This window comes from Xanthomonas sp. NCPPB 3174 (assembly GCF_056725205.1).
The window spans coordinates 4,048,625-4,064,752 of the sequence record NZ_CM161517.1 but is presented as its reverse complement, the minus strand read 5'-3'; the positions used below and the strand labels follow the sequence as shown (position 1 = coordinate 4,064,752).

The 16,128-nt window shown below is 67.7% G+C and carries 15 protein-coding genes and 1 pseudogene; 9 read left to right on the top strand and 7 right to left on the bottom strand.

The annotated features are described in order from the left end of the window. Window positions 1-50: 50 nt before the first annotated feature. From AC1PK7_RS17530 to AC1PK7_RS17510, 5 genes are all read right to left on the bottom strand, one after another. On the bottom strand, window positions 51-1,223 hold the full coding sequence (locus tag AC1PK7_RS17530; protein WP_481098966.1) for an efflux RND transporter periplasmic adaptor subunit: 1,173 nt from the start codon (window positions 1,221-1,223) through the stop codon (window positions 51-53). Next, window positions 1,213-4,425: an efflux RND transporter permease subunit gene (locus AC1PK7_RS17525; RefSeq protein ID WP_481098965.1), complete on the bottom strand. Its 3,213-nt coding sequence runs from the start codon at window positions 4,423-4,425 to the stop codon at window positions 1,213-1,215. The genes AC1PK7_RS17530 and AC1PK7_RS17525 overlap by 11 nt, the downstream gene beginning before the upstream one ends. A 234-nt stretch (window positions 4,426-4,659) precedes the next feature. Further along, a complete protein-coding gene (locus AC1PK7_RS17520; RefSeq protein ID WP_481098964.1) occupies window positions 4,660-6,069 on the bottom strand; it encodes a sensor histidine kinase in 1,410 nt (469 codons plus the stop codon). Then, window positions 6,047-6,730, bottom strand: a complete 684-nt coding sequence (locus AC1PK7_RS17515; RefSeq protein WP_481098963.1) for a response regulator transcription factor — start codon at window positions 6,728-6,730, stop codon at window positions 6,047-6,049. Before AC1PK7_RS17515 ends, AC1PK7_RS17520 begins: the two co-directional genes overlap by 23 nt. Before the next feature lie 109 nt (window positions 6,731-6,839). Then, the gene (locus AC1PK7_RS17510; protein ID WP_481098962.1) at window positions 6,840-7,556 is read right to left on the bottom strand and encodes an SGNH/GDSL hydrolase family protein; all 717 of its coding nucleotides are present in this window, start codon (window positions 7,554-7,556) and stop codon (window positions 6,840-6,842) included. 189 nt (window positions 7,557-7,745) lie between these two features. Here AC1PK7_RS17510 and AC1PK7_RS17505 point away from each other — a divergent pair, with 189 nt between their 5' ends. From AC1PK7_RS17505 to AC1PK7_RS17465, 9 genes are all read left to right on the top strand, one after another. After that, window positions 7,746-8,126 (top strand): diacylglycerol kinase, encoded by a 381-nt coding sequence (locus AC1PK7_RS17505; RefSeq protein WP_010342212.1) that lies wholly within the window; start codon window positions 7,746-7,748, stop codon window positions 8,124-8,126. Window positions 8,127-8,165: 39 nt separating this feature from the next. Further along, window positions 8,166-8,915, top strand: a complete 750-nt coding sequence (locus tag AC1PK7_RS17500; RefSeq protein WP_010342213.1) for a TerC family protein — start codon at window positions 8,166-8,168, stop codon at window positions 8,913-8,915. Window positions 8,916-8,989: 74 nt separating this feature from the next. Next, window positions 8,990-9,631 carry a LemA family protein gene (locus AC1PK7_RS17495; RefSeq protein WP_481098961.1) on the top strand — a complete coding sequence of 214 codons (642 nt, stop codon included), beginning with the start codon at window positions 8,990-8,992 and terminating at the stop codon, window positions 9,629-9,631. A 120-nt stretch (window positions 9,632-9,751) separates the two neighbouring features. Next, a complete protein-coding gene (locus AC1PK7_RS17490; RefSeq protein ID WP_481100922.1) occupies window positions 9,752-10,639 on the top strand; it encodes a TPM domain-containing protein in 888 nt (295 codons plus the stop codon). Beyond that, window positions 10,639-11,130 (top strand): TPM domain-containing protein, encoded by a 492-nt coding sequence (locus tag AC1PK7_RS17485; protein WP_481098960.1) that lies wholly within the window; start codon window positions 10,639-10,641, stop codon window positions 11,128-11,130. The genes AC1PK7_RS17490 and AC1PK7_RS17485 overlap by 1 nt, the downstream gene beginning before the upstream one ends. A gap of 601 nt (window positions 11,131-11,731) precedes the next feature. After that, window positions 11,732-12,640, top strand: a complete 909-nt coding sequence (lgt, locus tag AC1PK7_RS17480) for a prolipoprotein diacylglyceryl transferase (protein WP_481098959.1) — start codon at window positions 11,732-11,734, stop codon at window positions 12,638-12,640. Continuing rightward, complete coding sequence (locus AC1PK7_RS17475; protein WP_481098958.1) at window positions 12,637-13,431, top strand: thymidylate synthase; 795 nt, start codon at window positions 12,637-12,639, stop codon at window positions 13,429-13,431. The genes lgt and AC1PK7_RS17475 overlap by 4 nt, the downstream gene beginning before the upstream one ends. Before the next feature lie 89 nt (window positions 13,432-13,520). Beyond that, window positions 13,521-14,018 carry a dihydrofolate reductase gene (locus AC1PK7_RS17470; protein WP_481100921.1) on the top strand — a complete coding sequence of 166 codons (498 nt, stop codon included), beginning with the start codon at window positions 13,521-13,523 and terminating at the stop codon, window positions 14,016-14,018. 228 nt (window positions 14,019-14,246) lie between these two features. Continuing rightward, complete coding sequence (locus AC1PK7_RS17465; RefSeq protein WP_152246449.1) at window positions 14,247-14,765, top strand: hypothetical protein; 519 nt, start codon at window positions 14,247-14,249, stop codon at window positions 14,763-14,765. Window positions 14,766-14,831: 66 nt separating this feature from the next. Here AC1PK7_RS17465 and AC1PK7_RS17460 read toward each other — a convergent pair. Together AC1PK7_RS17460 and apaG are read right to left on the bottom strand one after the other, a co-directional pair. Beyond that, window positions 14,832-15,692, bottom strand: a pseudogene (locus AC1PK7_RS17460) (symmetrical bis(5'-nucleosyl)-tetraphosphatase); the annotation flags it as partial. Next, window positions 15,692-16,075 carry a Co2+/Mg2+ efflux protein ApaG gene (apaG, locus tag AC1PK7_RS17455; RefSeq protein WP_010340000.1) on the bottom strand — a complete coding sequence of 128 codons (384 nt, stop codon included), beginning with the start codon at window positions 16,073-16,075 and terminating at the stop codon, window positions 15,692-15,694. The gene apaG and the pseudogene AC1PK7_RS17460, both read right to left, overlap by 1 nt. Window positions 16,076-16,128 lie beyond the last annotated feature (53 nt).

The following is a 16,128-nucleotide window of genomic DNA, read 5'->3' as shown; positions in this document are numbered from 1 at the left end:
ATGCACCGCAATGGCCGGTGTTCTTTTAGGAGAACACCGGCCGGTCGTGTTCACGCCTTGGTGTGTCCGCCGTCCGCCTTCGGCGCGCTGATGCGCACCTTGTCGCCGTCGGTCAGGCCGTCCGGCGGGCTTTCGATCAGGCGGTCGCCGGCGGCGATGCCCGAGCCGAGCTGCACGGTCTTGCCGAAGTCGCGGGCGATGGTCACCGGCTTGAAGACGACCGTGTCGTGCGCGTCGACCACCGCCACCCGCAGGCCCTTGTCGTCGAACACCAGCGCGCTGGCCGGGACCCGCACCAGCGCGGCGTCGGCCGGCAGATCGAAGCGCACGCTGGCGTAGCCGCCCGGCATCAGCCGGCCGTCCTGATTGTCCACGGCGACCTGGACCAGGGTGGTGCCCGAGGCGGCGTTGACCGCCCCCGACGCGCTGTCGACGACGCCGCTGAAGGTCTGCCCCGGGTACTCCGGCACGGTCAGCGTCACCTTGCTGCCGGCGCGCACCGACGGCGCATCGCTCTGCGGCACGTTCACGTACATGCGCAGCTTGTGCGTGTCCGACACGACGAACAGTTCCTGGCCGCCGCCGCCAGCGTTGATCAGCGCGCCGACATCGGTCTCGCGTGCGGTGACGGTGCCGTCGAACGGCGCCACCAGCCTGGCGAAGCCCTTCAACGCTTCCAGGCGCTCGAGATTGGCCTGTGCGGACTGGGCGAGGGCGCGCTTGGCGTCGTAGTCGCCGTTCTTCTCGTCCACCGCCTGCTTCGACACCACCTCGGTCTGGCCCATGGTCTGCCAGCGCTTGGCGGTGGTCTGGGCCAGGGCGGCGTTGACCCGGGCGTTGGCCAGGTCGGCCTTGGCCTGAAGCAACTGCTGGTCCAGGTCGGGTGTTTCGATCTCGGCGAGCACGTCGCCGGCCTTCACCTTGGCGCCGATGTCGGCTTTCCACCATTTCAGGTAGCCGCTGGTCCGGGCGAAGATCGGCGCGCGGGCATACGCTTCCAGGCGGCCGGGGAGGTTGAGCACGCCGGCGCCCTGCTCGGTGTCCGGAGCCACCACGGTGACCGTCGGCACCGCCTGGTCGTCGGTCCAGGCGCGCAGCCGGTGCGCGTCGCCGGCGCGCGTGGCGATGCCGGCGACGACGATGGCCAGGACCACGATCAAGGCGATGACGCCGGCCAGGCGGAGACGGCGCGGCGAAACGGGGGGCGACAGATCAGGCGACATGCGGGGACGCTCCGGAGGCGTGGGCCGTCGGCGAGGACGGCTGGGAACCACGGCGGTGGATGAGGCTGAAAACGATCGGCACGAAGAACAGCGTGCTGACGGTGGCGAAGATCAGGCCGCCGATGACGGCCCGGCCCAGCGGCGCGTTCTGCTCGCCGCCTTCGCCCAGGCCCAGCGCCATCGGCGCCATGCCGATGATCATCGCCAGCGCGGTCATCAGCACCGGGCGGAAGCGCACGAATCCGCCTTCCAGCGCCGCCTTCGCCGCGTCGCCGTGCTCGGCGAGGCGCTCGCGGCAGAAGCTGACCACCAGGATCGAGTTGGCCGTGGCCACGCCCATGCACATGATGGCGCCGGTGAGCGCGGGCACCGACAGCGTGGTGTGCGTGGCGAACAGCATCCAGACGATGCCGGCGATCGCCGCGGGCAACGCGGTCACGATCACGAACGGATCGCTCCACGACTGGAAGTTGACCACGATCAACAGGTAGATCAGCACGATCGCGCCGAGCAGGCCGAAGATCAGGCCCGCGAACGCCTTGTTCATCGTCTGCACCTGGCCGAGCAGCACCGTGCTGGATCCCTTGGGCAGGAACTTCTGATCGGCGTCGAGGATCTTCTGGATGTCGGCCGCGACCGCGCCCAGGTCGCGGTCCTGCGGGGAGGCGAAGATGTCCACGGTCGCATTGATGTTGTACTGGCTGACCACCGCATTGGTCGCGGTCCGCGACAGTGTCGCCAGCCCGCCCAGGCTCTGCGCGCCGCCCTGGCCCGCGCTGGGGCTGATCGGCACGTTCTGCAGGTCGGGCAGGCTGTCGAGGCTGTACTGCGGCGTCTGCATCACGATCGGATACGACACGCCGTTCTGCGGGTTCAGCCAGAACGTCGGCGCGATCTGGCTGGAGCCGGCGAGGTTCACGCCCAGGCTGCTGGTAACGTCGCGTTCGGTGATGCCCACCTGTTGCGCGAGGCTGCGGTCCACGTTCACCGCGAAGCCGGGGCTGGACTGCGACTGCTGGATACGCGCGTCCGCCACGCCCGGGACGCGGCGGATCTCGCGCAGCAGGCGATTGGCATAAGCGAAGTTGGCGGCGAGGTTCGGGCCGCGGATCTGCAGGTCCACCGGCGCCGGTGCGCCGAAGTTCAGGATCTGGCTGATGATGTCGGCTGGCGGAAACGAGAACACCACGGACGGGAACTGCCGCGGCAAGGTCTGGCGCAGCGTGCGCACGTAGTCGGCGGTGGGCGCGTGGCCCTCGCTCAGCGCGATCTGGATGTCGCCGTCCTGCGAGCCGATGGTGCCGGTGTTGTTGTAGGCGTTGTTGATGCCCGAGGACGACAGGCCGATGTTGTCGACGATGCCGGCCAGATCGTGCGGCGGAATCAGCCTGCGTACGGCGCCGGTCACGTCGGCGAACAGGTGCGCGGTCTCCTCGACGCGGGTGCCGACCGGCGCGCGCACGTGCATCAGGATCTGGCCCGAGTCCACTGACGGGAAGAAGTTGCGGCCGAGCATCGGCAGCAGCAGGAACGACAGCGCCACGCACAGCACGAAGCCGGGCACGAACATCCTGCGGCGCAGCAGCGCGGTCTCGAGCAGCGCGTAGTAGCCGGCGCGCAGCCGCTCGAAGCGCTTTTCGAAACCGCGCTGGAAGCGCACCAGCGGATTGCGCGACGGCGGCTGGCCATGGCCGTCGCCGTGCATGTCGGTATGCGGCGCATGCGGACGCAACAGGTACTTGGCCATGGTCGGCACCAGCGTGCGCGACAGGAGGAAGGACGCGATCATCGCGAACATTACCGCTTCGGCCATCGGCACGAACAGGAAGCGCGCCACGCCTTCCAGGAAGAACATCGGCACGAACACGATGCAGATGCATAGCAGCGAGACGAAGGCGGGCGTCACGATCTGCGAGGCGCCGTCCAGGATCGCCGTCTCCACCGACTTGCCCTGCTCCAGGTGCCAGTTGATGTTCTCGATGGTCACCGTGGCGTCGTCCACCAGGATGCCCACGGCGAGCGCTAGGCCGCCCAGGGTCATGATGTTCAGTGTCTCGCCGATCGCCGACAGCGCGGCGATCGAGCCGAGGATCGCCAGCGGGATCGAGATGGCGATGATCAGCGTCGAACGCCAGCTGCCGAGGAACAGCAGGATCATCAGGCTGGTCAGCGCCGCGGCGATCACGCCTTCGCGTGCCACGCCCTCGATCGCGCCGCTCACGAACAGCGACTGGTCGCCGATGGGAACGATGCGCAGGTCCGGCGGCAGCGCCTCCTTCATCGCCGCGACCCGGTCCTTGATGCCGGCGATGATCGCCAGCGTCGAGGCCGCGCCGTTCTTCATCACCGTCATCAGCACCGAACGGTCGCCGTTGACGTGCACGATGTTGGTCTGCGGCGGCGCGCCGTCGCGCACATGCGCCACGTCGCGGATGAACACCGTGGCGCCGTCGACCGTCTTCACCGGCAGGTTGCCCAGTTCCTGGATGTCCGACGGCGCGTTGTTGAGCTGCAGCGTGTATTCGTACTTGCCGATCTTCTGCGTGCCCACCGGGGTGATGAGGTTCTGCGCCGCCAGCGCATTGGCCACGTCCTGCGCCGAGAGGCCGCGCGCCTGCAACGCCGGCGGATCGATGTCGATCTGCACCTGGCGGGTCTTGCCGCCGAACGGATACGGGATCGCCGCGCCGGCCACCGAGGTGAGCTGCGGACGGATGATGTTGAGGCCGAGGTCGGCCAGGTTCTGCTCGGTGAGCCCTTTGCCGGACAGCGCCAGCTGGATGATCGGCACCGTGGAAGCGTTGTAGTTGAGGATCAGCGGCGGCGTGGTGCCTTGCGGCAACTGCCGCAGCATGGTCTGCGCCACGGCGGTGACCTGCGCGTTGGCGGTGCGGATGTCGACGTTGGGCTGGAAGAAGATCTTGATGATGCCGAAGCCCTGGATCGACGTGGCCTCGGTGTGCTCGACGTCGTTCACGGTGGTAGTGAGCACGCGTTCGAACGGCGAGCTGACGCGGCCGGCCATCTGGTCGGGCGGCAGGCCGTTGTACTGCCAGACCACGGCGATCACCGGGATCTTGATATCCGGGAAGATGTCGGTGGGCGTGCGCAATGCGGCGAGCGGACCCACGATCAGGATCAGCAGGGCCAGGACGACGAAGGTATACGGTCGCGTCAGTGCGATCCGGACAAGGCCAATCATGGAGGAGTGGTTCCGTGCGCGAATGTTGCGTCGCGGCGAATTCTGCCTGCGGCACGCTTGCTGGCCGCATTAAGATTTATTTAGACATCCATTCCGGGGCCACAAACGCTCGTTGGCTCAACGACTTGTGCGCAGGTCGGGGTGTGTACTGCAAGCCGCGTGGCCGGCGCCGCCAAGCCGCGCGCGACGGCACGTGGAGAGAGGCGTACGACCGCGGACCGGGTGTGCCCCGTTTCAGGCAGGGCGGGGCGCGCAGCCCGCGGACGGCGCGGCCGCGGCGGGCGGGCAGAGCAGCGAGAACACGGCACCGCGCGCGTCGCCGCCCACCTGCAGCGTATAGCCGTGCAGGCGCACGATGGCGCTGACGATCGCCAAGCCCAGCCCGCAGCCGGGCTTGGCGCGCGTCTGGTCGACGCGGTAGAACCGGCGGAAGATCGTCTGGCGCTCGTCGGGAGCGATGCCCGGCCCGCTGTCGGCGATCTCGAGACGGGCGTTGCCGTCCTGGTCGGTGCCTGCGCGCAGGCGGATCGTCCCGCCGTCGGGCGTGAACTTGATGGCATTGCTGACCAGGTTCGCCAGCGCCTCGAACAGCAGGTGCCGATCGCCGTGCACGGCCGGCAGCGGCTCCAGGGCGAGGTCGAAGGTCTGGCCGCGGTCCTCGGCCAAGGGTGCGTAGAACGCGTGGACCTCGTGCAGCAGAGGCGCGAGGTCGATCGTCGAGAAGCAGGCGCTGCGCTGGCGGTCTTCCAGTTCCGACACGCGCAGCAGCGCGCGGAAGCGGGTCAGCACGGTGTCGATCTCGCCCACGCATTCGTCCAGCTGCGCGCCTTCCGGGCGCTCGGCGAACTGCTGCTGCAGCCGGTGCAGGCGCGTGCGCATGCGCGTCAGCGGGGTGCGCAAGTCGTGGGCGATGTTGTCGGTGACGCCCTTCACCTCGCCGAGCAGGCGCTCGACCTCGCCCAGCGTCCTGTTCACCGTGGCTGCCAGCAGATCCACCTCGTCGCCGCGCCGGGACACCGGCAGGCGCACGCTGAGATCGCCACGGTGGATGGGTTGCATGGCCTGCTGGATGGCGCGGATCCGTCGGGCCGGGCCACGCGCGATGAGCAGGCCGCCGAGCACGCCGGGCAGCAGGGTCAACGACAGGCCCCACAGCAATCCGCGGTAGATGATCGCGGTCAGTCCGTCGATCACGGTACTGGCCTTCGCCACGACCAGGCGACGGCCGTCCGGGAGTTGCCGGGCGATGCCGCGCGCCCGGGTCTGGCCGCTGTGCCCGCTGCCGATCAGCGTGGCGTTGACCACGCCGACGCTGCCATCGGCGGCCATGTCCCTGGGTACCTCGGCGATGTTGCCGGCGATGCGGCGTCCCTGCGGGTCGAACAGGCCGACCCACATGAAGCCCTGGATGTCGATAGCGTTGGCCTGGCCCACCGTGTCGGCCAGGCGCCTGGGGTCGGTGTGTTCCAGGTAATGGATGCGCGCGACCAGCATCTGGTCGATCACGTGCGAGAGATAGCGGGTGGACTCCCACTGCACGATGCCCAGCAGCACGATGCACCAGATCGCGAACAGCGACCCGTAGATCAGGATCAGCCGCGAGGTGGCCGACCGCCAGGCGTCACTCAGCGTGACCAAGGACATACCCCGAGCCGCGCATTGTGCGGATGAGCGGCGGCTGGCCGCTGCCGTCGATCTTGCGGCGAAGGCGGCCGATGTGGACGTCGATCACGTTGGTGCCCGGATCGAAATGGAAGCCCCAGACATGCTCGAAGATCATCTGTCGCGTCACCACCTGGCCGGCGTTGCGCATCAGGAATTCGAGCAGGCGGAACTCGGTGGGCAGCAGGGTCAGCGGCTGGCCGTTGCGCAAGGCGTTGTGGCGGACCAGGTCGAGCTCCAGGTCCGCCACGCGCAGGCGGGTTTCCGGCGCGGTCGCGCTGCGGTGGCGGCGCACCAGCACTTCGGCACGCGCGACCAGTTCGTCGGGCGAGAACGGCTTGGTCAGGTAGTCGTCGCCGCCTGCGCGCAGGCCGCGCACGCGCTCGTCCACCTCGGAGAGTGCGCTGATCATCAGCACCGGCGTCTGCACCGCGTGCTTGCGCAGTTCGGACACCACGTCGATGCCGTCCATGCCGGGCAGCATGCGGTCGAGGGTGATGATGTCGTAGCCATCGGCCAGCGCGCGCTGCAGGCCGTCGCGTCCGTCGGCGATCCAGTCGGCACTGAAGCCGTGCGCGCCGAGTTCCGCGACGATGTCGCGGGCGGTTACTTCATCGTCTTCGATGACCAGGGCCCTGGGCATCCTGGCTTACTCCAGGCCGGAGACGGCGACGTGCGACTGCCGGCGCGTGCTGGCCGCGCCGGCACGCCCCCGGTGTTCATGCAGGCGCGAAAGGCCGCTCATCGGCGTGTCAGGGGCTCAGGTAGGGCCGCAGGGTGTCGCGCCACAGCGCGTAGCCGGCCGCGTTCATGTGCAGCTTGTCCGGGCCGAACAGCTCGGCGCGCGGCTGCCCGTCGGCACCCAGCATCGGCGTGTACACGTCGACGAACTGCACCTGCTTCAGGCCGGCGGCGGCCTTGCGGATCAGCGCGTTGGCCTCGGCCATCTTCGGCATCAGCGCCGCGCGCGAAGGGCTGGGCTTGATCGACAGATAGACGATGCGGGTCTTGGGCAGGTCGCGATGCACGCGGGTCACGAAGGCCACGAAGTCGTCGCGCACCTGCTGCGGGCTGCGGCCGCTGTTGAGGTCGTTGTCGCCGGCGTAGAACACGATCAACCGCGGCTTGTACGGCACCACGATGCGGTCGGCGTACCAGGTGCTGTCGCGGATCTCCGAGCCGCCGAAACCGCGGTTCAGCGTCTGCACGCCGGGGAAATCGGTGGCCAGCGAGGTCCAGAAGCGGATCGAGGAACTGCCGACGAACAGCACGCCGCCGGGTTTGACCGGATGCGCGGCATCGTCCTTGGCGAAACGCGCCATGTCCTCTTCCCAGGCGGCATTGGAGACCTGCTCGGGCACGCTGGGCGGCGGGGGCGGGGTGAGCGCCAGCGCCGGCGACAGGCTCAGCAGGGACAGACTGAACAGACTCAGGGCGAGCAGCGGTGCGCGCAGCGGCGAACGGGGCATGACGCCTCCTCGAAGCAAGGGGATCGCCGATGGTGCCGCAGGCGCGACATGCAGGCAAATCCGCGGCGATGCCGGCGCCGCCGCGGGGCTTGTGGCAAAATTGCGGCCTATCCCGCTGCGCCCTTGCCCATGACCGATTCCTTCCGGCCGTCGTCGTCGCGCCCCCGTTGCACGGGGCGGGGCTGAGCCGTGGCCGACCAATTCGGGCACCTGCCGCGCGGGCCGCGCCGCATGCTGATGGCGGCGCGCTGGTCCTGGCAGGGCTTGCGCGCCGCCTGGCTGCACGAATCCTCCTTCCGCCTGGAGGTGTGCCTGTTCCTGATCCTGGCGCCGTTGGCGCTGTGGCTGGGGCAGGGGCCGGTGCAGCAGGTGCTCATGATCGGCTCGCTGCTGCTGGTGCTGGCCGTGGAACTGCTCAATTCGGCGATCGAGGCGGTGATCGAGCGCTATGGTCCCGAGCATCACGAGCTGGCCGGCCGCGCCAAGGACATGGGCTCGGCCGCGGTGTTCGTGATGCTGGCCAACGTGGTGCTGTGCTGGGGCCTGATCCTGCTGCCGCGCCTGCTGTGATCGCCGCCCGTTTCTTCTTCCGTTAAAGGACCCGACACCATGGCCCTCGAATTTCTCGCCGATCCCAACACCTGGCTGACGCTGTTGACGCTGAGTGCGTTGGAGATCGTGCTGGGCATCGACAACCTGGTGTTCATCTCCATCGCCGTGGGCAAGCTGCCGGAAGCGCAACGCCCAGCCGCACGCAAGTTCGGCATCGCGGTGGCGTGCCTGACCCGCATCGCGCTGCTGGTGTCGCTGGCGTTCCTGGCGCGCATGCAGGGCGAGCTGTTCAGCGTCGCCGGCATGGGCATCTCGATCCGCGACCTGGTGCTGATCGTCGGCGGCCTGTTCCTGCTGGTGAAGGGCACGATGGAGATCCGCGAGCTGATCACCGGCGGCGAGGACGAAGACCCCACCACCAGCAAGGCCTCGGGCGTGTTCTGGATGGTGATCGCGCAGATCGCGGTGATCGACATCGTGTTCTCCCTGGACTCGGTGATCACCGCGGTGGGCATGGCCCAGCACATCCCGGTGATGATCGCCGCGGTGCTGCTGGCGGTGGCGGTGATGCTGCTGGCGGCCAATCCGCTGGGCCGTTTCATCGACGCCAACCCGACGGTGAAGATGCTGGCGCTGGCCTTCATCCTGATGATCGGCGTGGTGCTGATCCTGGATGGCCTGGACGTGCACGTGCCCAAGCCCTACATCTACGCGGCGATGGGCTTCTCGGTGCTGGTGGAGTGGCTGAACCTGCTGATGCGCCGGCGCGCCGCCGCGCACCAGGTGCCCGGCGCCGGCAAGTGGTGAGCCACCGCTGAGGTCGGCTGCGTTTTCACCGGCGGCGTGGCAAGCTGCGCGCAGTCATCTGCCGGAGTCCTCGCATGCGCCTGTTGTCCCGCTCCCTGTTCCTGGCCGCGCTGGCGGTGTTGCTGTCCGGCTGCGGCTACAACGCGATCCAGCAGAAGGACCAGGCGGTCAAGGCCGGCTGGTCGCAAGTGCTGAACCAGTACAAGCGCCGCGCCGACCTGGTGCCGAACCTGGTCAACACGGTCAAGGGCTATGCCGACCAGGAGCGGCAGGTGCTCACCGACGTGACCAACGCTCGCGCCCGCGTCGGCCAGGTGCAGGTCAATGCCGACGACGCCGCCTCGCTGCAGCAGTTCCAGCAGGCGCAGGGCCAGTTGTCCAGCGCGCTGTCGCGGTTGCTGGTGGTCAGCGAGAACTACCCCAACCTGAAATCCGACCAGGCCTTCCGCGACCTGCAGGCGCAGCTGGAAGGCACCGAAAACCGCATCACCGTGGCACGCGGTCGCTACATCCAGGCGGTGCAGGACTACAACACCTACATCCTGTCCTTCCCGCAGGTGCTCACCGCCAAGATGTTCGGCTACAAGGAGAAGCCCAACTTCTCGGTGGAGAACGAGGCGCAGATCTCCGAGGCGCCGGCGGTGAACTTCGGCGGCCAGCCGGCGTCCGCGCCGCAGCAGCCGCAGCAGCCGCAGCAGCCGGCACCGGCGCAGTAAGCGTCGCTGCAGGCCGGCCCGACCGTGCGTTTCACCTCCGAGGCTGAGCGCGCCGCCGCAGCGACGGCGTCGTGCGGTGGCACCCGCGCTGCGGCCGGCCGTCGACACGTCTGCGTCTGGCTGGTGCTGCTGCTGGCGCTGTGGCCGTGGCTGGCCTGGGCGCAGACCGAGGCACCGATCCCGCCGCTGGATGCGCCGGTGGTCGACACCACCGGCACGCTGACGCCGAACCAACGCCTGGAACTGGACCGGCAGGCGGTGCAACTGCAGCAGCGCAAGGGCAGCCAGCTGCAGGTATTGGTGGTGTCCAGCACCGCCCCGGAGAGCATCGAGCAGTACACCCAGCGCGTGTTCGACCAGTGGAAGCTCGGCCGCAAGGGCGTGGACGACGGTGTGCTGCTGGTGGTGGCCAAGGACGATCGGCGCGTGCGCATCCAGCCCGGCTACGGCCTGGAGGGCGCAATTCCCGACGCCACCGCCAACCGCATCATCCAGGAGTACCTGGTGCCGCGTTTCCGCGCCGGCGACTACAGCGGCGGCATTGCCGAAGCGACCGCGATGCTGGTCAAGCTGATCGACGGCGAGGCGTTGCCGGCGCCGGTGAGTGCGCACGCTTCCACCTCGCGCGGCGGCGGCCTGGGATTCGGATTCTTCGCCGGCCTGTTCGCGGCGCTGGTCGCGCAGGTGCTGTTCGCGCGGCTGTCGCGTCCTGTGCGCGGTGTGCTGAGCGGCGTGGTCGGCGGCGGCGTCGGCCTGCTGCTGAGCCTGTCGCTGTTCGTCGGTGCGCTGACCGGCGCGATCGGCCTGCTGCTGGGCCTGTTCGTCGGCATCGCGCCTGGCCGCTCGGCTGGCGGTGGCGGTTGGGGCGGCTGGGGTGGCGGCGGCTTCGGCGGTGGCTGGGGCGGCGGTGGCGGTAGTTGGGGTGGCGGCGGAGGCGGCTTCGGCGGAGGCGGCTGGGGCGGTGGGGGCGGCAGTTCCGGAGGCGGCGGCGCCTCGGGGAGCTGGTGATGCGCTTGCTTCGGCACCTGTTCGCGCCGTCCGCGCAGCGCCTGTTTCCCGCGGCCAGCCTGGAACGCATCGGCGCGGCGATCGCCGAGGGCGAGCGCCTGCACAGCGGGCAGGTGATGTTCGCGGTGGAATCGGGGCTGGCACCGGCGCAGGTGCTGCGCTGCATGGCGCCGCGGCTGCGCGCCGAGCATGCGTTCGCGCAGTTGCGCACCTGGGATACCGAGGCCAACAACGGCGTGCTGATCTATCTGCTGCTGGCCGATCACCACATCGAGATCGTCGCCGACCGCGGCCTGCGCGGACGGGTGGACGCGGCGCAGTGGCGCCAGGTCTGCGCGCTGATCGAGCGCGACATGCGCGCCGGCCAGCCCGAGCAGGCGGTGATCGCCGGCGTCGGCGCAGTCTCCGCGTTGCTGGCCGCGCACTTCCCGGCGCAGCCGGGCCAGCAGGGCGAGAACGAGTTGCCGAATCTGCCGCAGGTGCTGGATTGAGCGCGCCTGGAGTTCGGGCGTGTCCTGCCGGTAGATGACACGCGGCGTTTTGGCGCCGATGTGGTGGATTTCAGGGGCTTGGCTTCCGCAAGCATGCAGGGGGAATCAGAATGCGCTGCCCACATGCTGCCGATCCGAGCCATTTACTTGGCTGGGATTTTTGCACCGACCTTCGCCACCGACGGATCCTCCCGTAGGAGCGGCTTCAGCCGCGACGGGCGTTCCCCGGTAAAGCCTCGTCGCGGCTGAAGCCGCTCCTATGGGAATGCGCACAGCATCCGGCTGCACATCGGTCATGCGCAGAGTCGGCGGTGGAGTCAGTGGCAGACGCGTGCGCCTGCCGGCAGATGAAGCGCCACCCCGCTGTGCCATCCGCAGGCGCGGCAAGGAGCGGAGTCGGTGGCAGACGCGTGCGCCTGCCAGCAGATGAAGCGCCACCCCGCTGTGCCATCCGCAATCGCGGCAAGGAGCGGAGTCGGTGGCAGACGCTTGCGCCTGCCAGTAGATGAAGCGCCACCCCGCTGTGCCATCCGCATTCGCGGCAAGTAGCGGAGTCGGTGGCAGAATAGGCGCTCTTTGCCCCCCCGGCCGACACCTGCGCATGACCTATCTCCACCAGATCGACCCCATCGCCTTCTCGCTCGGGCCGGTGAAGGTGCATTGGTACGGGCTGATGTACTTGGCCGGCTTTATCTCGGCCTGGTGGCTGGGCCGCCGCCGCATCCGTGCCGGGCGCTTGCCCGGGGTGAACGAGGACGGTTTCTCCGACCTGCTGTTCTACGCGATGCTGGGCGTGGTGCTGGGCGGGCGCATCGGCTACATGCTGTTCTACGCGCTGTCCGATTTCCTGGCCGATCCGCTGCTGATCTTCAAGGTGTGGGACGGCGGCATGAGCTTCCACGGCGGCCTGCTGGGCGTGCTGGCGGCCTGCCTGTGGTGGACGCGCAAGGCGCGCCTGCATTTCTTCGACACCGTCGACTTCATCGCCCCGCTGGTGCCGCTGGGCCTGGGCTTCGGTCGCATCGGCAATTTCGTCGGCGGCGAGTTGTGGGGCAAGTTGACCCACGCCGGCTGGGGCGTGATCTTCCCGCACGCACCGGTGCAGGACGGTGTGGCCAACGCGCCAGCGCTGGAGAGCTTGATGAGCAGCGCGCAATTGCAGCAGCAGTACGCCGCCGGCATGCTCGATCGCTATGCCCGCCATCCCTCGCAGCTGTACGAAGCGGCGCTGGAAGGATTGGTGATGTTCGTGGTGCTGTGGACGTTCTCGATGAAGCCGCGGGCGCGCTATGCGGTGTCCGGCCTGTTCGCGCTGCTGTACGGCGTGTTCCGCTTCGCCGTGGAGTTCGTGCGGGTGCCGGATGCGCAGCTCGGCTACTTGGCGTTCCATTGGCTGACGCGCGGCCAGCAGCTGAGCATTCCGCTGATCCTGTTGGGTGTGTTCCTGCTGTGGCGCTCGCGCAGCGCGCCGGTGCTGCAGCCGGTGCCGCCGCCGGAGGTGAGCAAGTGAAGCAATACCTGGACCTGCTGCAGCACGTGCTGGAGCACGGCGCGGAGAAAGCCGACCGCACCGGTACCGGTACGCGCAGCGTGTTCGGCTGGCAGATGCGTTTCGACCTCAACGACGGCTTCCCGCTGGTCACCACCAAGAAGCTGCACCTACGCTCGATCGTGCACGAACTGCTGTGGTTCCTGAAGGGCGAGACCAACATCGCCTATCTCAAGGACAACAAGGTCAGCATCTGGGACGAGTGGGCCGATGCGCAGGGCGAACTCGGTCCGGTGTACGGCAAGCAATGGCGGCGCTGGACCGGCGCCGACGGCCGCGAGATCGACCAGATGCAGTGGCTGGTGGATGAGATCAAGCGCAATCCGGATTCGCGGCGGCTGGTGATCAGCGCCTGGAACGTGGCCGAGTTGCCGCAGATGGCGCTGATGCCCTGCCACAGCCTGTTCCAGTTCTACGTGGTCGACGGCAAGCTCAGTTGCCAGCTGTACCAGCGCAGTGGCGACATCTTCCTCGGCGTGCCGTTCAACATCGCCAGCTACGCGCTGCTGACTCACATGGTGGCGCAGGCGACCGGCCTGGGTGTGGGCGATTTCGTGCATACGCTGGGCGATGCGCACCTGTACTCCAACCACTTCGCGCAGGCGCGCGAGCAATTGGCGCGCACGCCGCGGCCGTTGCCGCGCCTCCGGCTGAATCCGGCGGTGACCGATCTGTTCGCCTTCACCTACGACGACATCGCCATCGAGGGCTACGACCCGCATCCGGCGATCAAGGCGCCGGTGGCGGTGTGAGTGGCGGGGAGTGGGGAATGGAGAATGGGGAATCGGAAAAGGCGGCAGTGGCGGCGGGGACGGGTTTGGAGCGGTCTACGCGCCCCTCGCTGCAGTTGAGCCTGATTGCGGCGCTGGATCGGGCCAATGCGATCGGTCGCGACAACGATCTGCCGTGGCGCCTGCCGGACGATCTCAAGCGCTTCAAGGCGCTGACCCTGGGCAAGCCGGTGCTGATGGGGCGCAAGACCGCGCAGTCGCTCGGGCGCGCGCTGCCCGGGCGCTTGAACCTGGTGATGACCCGTTCGGGGCAGGTGCCGTTCGCGGACATGCAGCCGGTGGCGTCGCTGCAGGCGGCGATCGACGCGGCGCGTGCGTCCGGCGCGACGGAGCTGGCGGTGATCGGCGGCGGCGACATCTTCGCCCTGGCCCTGCCGTTGGCCGAGGCGCTGTACCTCACCCATGTCGACACCGCGGTCGACGGTGCCGATGCGCATTTTCCTGCGTTCGATCCGGCGCAGTGGGACGTGGTGGCGCGGCGGGCGCATCCGGTCGATGCGCGGCATGCGCTGGCCTTCGAGTTCGTGGATTACCGGCGCCGCGTATAGGTGTCACGCGATCCCGTAGGGCGCTTGCTGCCCCGATTCCGCCAGGCGGATGATGACGGTGAAATTATCGGTGCGAAATTTAGACAGATAATGCTTTTTATCTCAAAAAACGATCTGTTCTAATTTTCCGGTGCGCCAGGAGTTGTGGGCTCTGACTTTCTGCTTCATAAATGACGGGCCATGGTTAATGGCACGTGCTTTTAAGGAAATCATGCCAAGGAGTAATTCATGAAGATCGGGCTAGTTCTTGCTTCACTGTTGCTTTCTACCGCTGCGCTCGGCGTGTATGCATCTTCCAAGGGGGATTCATTTAACTTGAATGCCAGTGAGGTTTCCGATGCCAATAATGCCGTCAGCGCTAAGGAGCCATTGTTCTTTTCCAAGTCTGGGAGCTATGTTTCTGCAGACGGCGCAACTTTTTCTGTAGACAGAAAGTCGAAGGGTTCTTGGCCTTACCTGATCGATTTGTCAGGCTTTACTTTCATTAAAGGCGAGGACTTCGAAGTTTCTGCTGCGAATGGAGGTAGGTACTATCCGGAGATGGATGCCTTTGTTTTCAGCTCGTTTACCCAGGTCAGTCCCATGGATTTGTCAGTAAAATCTATGCGTTGTACCGCTGGTGGGCAGGTGCAAGTCACTTACTCGAACGGGACTGTTGTCACTGCTGATAAGGTCTGTACTTCCGTCGAGACAATCACTTGCGAAAAGGGGCAGCTCAAGCGAATGGCTGCTTCGATCTGCAGTTGATCGTTACGAAGCCGAAGGTGCGGCAACAAGCCAGCCGGTTTAAACGGCTGGCTTGTTGATGATTTGCCGTCGCGGCGTGCCACTGCGCGCCGCTGGTGGCGGTCCCTGCACCGGGCGGCCCGGAACCTGCACGACCTGCAGGTCCTCGCTGTCCAGGCGCAGGGCGGTGAGCTTGCCGCCCCAGACCGCGCCAGTGTCGATCGCGTGCACGCCCTGGGTGATGGTCAGGCCCAGCGTCGACCAGTGCCCGCAGACGATCTTCAGGTCGCGCTCGACCCGACCCGGCACTTCGAACCACGGGTACAGGCCCTGCGCCTGGGTGCCGGGCGTGCCCTTTTCCTCGATCGCGATGCGCCCGCGCGGCGTGCAGTAACGGGCGCGGGTGAACAGGTTGATGATCGCGCGCGAGCGGTCGTAGCCGGTCAGGCCCGGCGACCAGGCGGGGCGGTCGCCGTACATGTTGCGGAACAGCTTGCGGTAGCCGTTGCCGTGCAGTTGCTGCTCGACCTCGCGCGCGTGCTTCTCGGCCAGCGCGGTGGTCCACTTCGGCGCCAGGCCGGCGTGGATCATCATCCAGCCGAGCTGGCGGTCGGCGTGCAGCAGCTTCTGCATGCGCAGCCAGGTCAGCAGTTCGTCGCGGTCCTCGGCCAGCACGATGCGCTGCAGGTCCGGGTTGACCTTGCGCTGCTCGTCCGGGCTGCGCTCGCCGATCGCCAGCAGCGACAGGTCGTGGTTGCCCAGCACCACCACGCTGTGCGCGCGCAGCGAGTGCACCAGGCGCAGGGTCTCCAGCGACTGCCCGCCGCGGTTGACCAGGTCGCCGCAGAACCACAGCGTGTCCACCGCGGGATCGAAGCGGATCTTCTCCAGCAGTTGCTGGGTGATGTCGTAGCAACCCTGCAGGTCGCCGATCGCCCAGACCGCCATCAGTGCAGGGTCCGTGGCACGGACAGCACGAACGGCGCGATCGCGGCGATGAAGTGGGTGCCGTCGTCGGCCTCCATGTCGTAGTGGCCGCGCATCGTGCCGTGTTCGGTCTCCAGCACCAGCCCGGAGGTGTAGCGGAAATCCTCGCCCGGGCGCAGCCGCGGTTGTTCGCCGACCACGCCGTCGCCGTCCACGCGTTCGATGCGGCCGTTGCCGTCGGTGATCTCCCAGTGCCGGGCGATCAGCCGCGCGGCGACGCGGCCGCGGTTGTGGATGCGGATCGTGTAGGCGAACGTGTAGCGTCCGTCCTCCGGCGCCGATTGGTCGTCGAGGAATCGGGGCGACACTTCGACCTCGATCCGATAGGGGGCGTCATCGTTCATCCCCACAGTTTAGAGCGTGTTTTGCCGTTTGAGGCGAGATGCGTCAACGGTTG